At 54.6% G+C, this 1,472-nt stretch carries 2 protein-coding genes; one reads left to right on the top strand and one right to left on the bottom strand.

Going from position 1 to position 1,472, the window contains the following annotated elements; translation table 11 throughout:
• Positions 1-332: LysR family transcriptional regulator (locus tag A918_RS20520; RefSeq protein WP_033316138.1), on the bottom strand; the 332-nt coding region annotated here is incomplete at its 3' end.
• A gap of 105 nt (positions 333-437) precedes the next feature.
• Between A918_RS20520 and A918_RS20515 the strand changes: the two genes are divergently transcribed.
• Positions 438-1,472, top strand: a 1,035-nt coding sequence (locus A918_RS20515; RefSeq protein ID WP_156831448.1) for a YeiH family protein, incomplete at its 3' end; no start/stop codon positions are given.

Here is a 1,472-nt window from a genome sequence, read left to right as displayed (position 1 = left end):
GCCAGCAGTGGCGGCAGCCAGTAGCTGGCCGTAGTCTGGCTGGCATAAATATGCAGGCTGCCACGCTGCAGGCCGGTAATTTCGGTTAGTGTCAATTCGGCAGCCTGCGCACGGGCAAGCACGGCCTCGGCTTCATGCAGAAAAATACGCCCCGTTTCGTTCAGCTCAATGCGTCTGCCGATGCGGTTGAACAGTTGCGTTGCATAGCGCTCTTCCAGCGCTTTAATCGCTGCGCTGACCGCTGATGGTGTCAGATGCAGGCTTTCGGCCGCTCGGGTCAGGTGCTGCTGACGGGCGACTTCCGCAAATATCCGTAATTGTTCAAGGGTCATGGCGCTCAATCGTTCGATTTTACTGAATGAAATATACCATATTTTCAAATGGAATGAATGGTTGAAATAAGCGATAGAATTGGAAAAATTATCGGAATAGCAGTCATGCCACACAAGCTTCGTTCTAATTTCTCCCGTATTTTACCCGGATTTATGCTCTGCCTTCTGGTGAGTATCGCAGCCTATGCTCTGGAGTATGTCGAAGCGCAGTTATTCGGGCGGGCATGGCTGGAATCGATCGTGCTGGCTATTCTGATCGGCGCCGCAGTGCGTTCACTGTTCAGTCTCTCCGGTCGCTATCATGCAGGCATCCAGTTTTCATCCAAGATGGTGCTGGAAATTGCAATTGTACTGCTCGGTGCTTCTATCAGTGCGGAAGCGGTGATGCAGGCGGGGCCTGCTTTGATCGGTGGTATTGCCGGTGTTGTGATGCTGTCGATTGGTATCAGCTATTCAATTGGCCGGATGATGCGCCTGTCGCATCGCATGGCTGTGCTGGTGGCTTGCGGTAATTCTATCTGCGGTAACTCGGCAATCGCCGCCACAGCACCGGTGATCGGTGCAAATAGTGATGATGTGGCCTCGTCGATTGCCTTTACAGCTGTGCTGGGTGTTGTCGTTGTTTTGTGTCTGCCTTTGCTGGTGCCGCTGCTGAATATGTCTGCCGCGCAATATGGTATTCTGGCAGGCCTGACAGTCTATGCGGTGCCGCAGGTCTTGGCCGCAACAGCCCCTGTGGCCGCATTGAGTGTGCAGATCGGTACATTGGTCAAGCTGGTGCGCGTACTGATGCTGGGGCCGGTTATTGTGGCAATCGGTGTAATCGGCGCGAAGTCAGGTGGTGCCCGTCCGAAGCTGTCGCAGATGGTACCGTGGTTTATTCTCGGCTTTCTGGGAATGATGGCGCTGCGCAGCCTGTCTCTGATCCCGCAAACGGTGCTGCCTCCGCTGCATGAGGCAAGTACAGCACTGACAGTGATTGCTATGGCCGGTCTGGGATTGGGCGTGGATGTGCGTACTGTGATGAAGGCCGGTGGTCGCGTCACGCTGACCGCTGTCTTCTCCCTGCTGGCTTTGGGAGCAATCAGCCTGTCGCTGATTGCTCTGCTGGGCGTGGCCTGGTTTTTTTATCAAATGCTT

Source organism: Pseudochrobactrum sp. AO18b (genome assembly GCF_000409565.1).
In the GTDB taxonomy this organism is placed as follows: domain Bacteria; phylum Pseudomonadota; class Alphaproteobacteria; order Rhizobiales; family Rhizobiaceae; genus Pseudochrobactrum; species Pseudochrobactrum saccharolyticum.
Note: the sequence above shows the minus strand (reverse complement) of the source record. Positions and strands in the feature narration are given on the sequence as shown.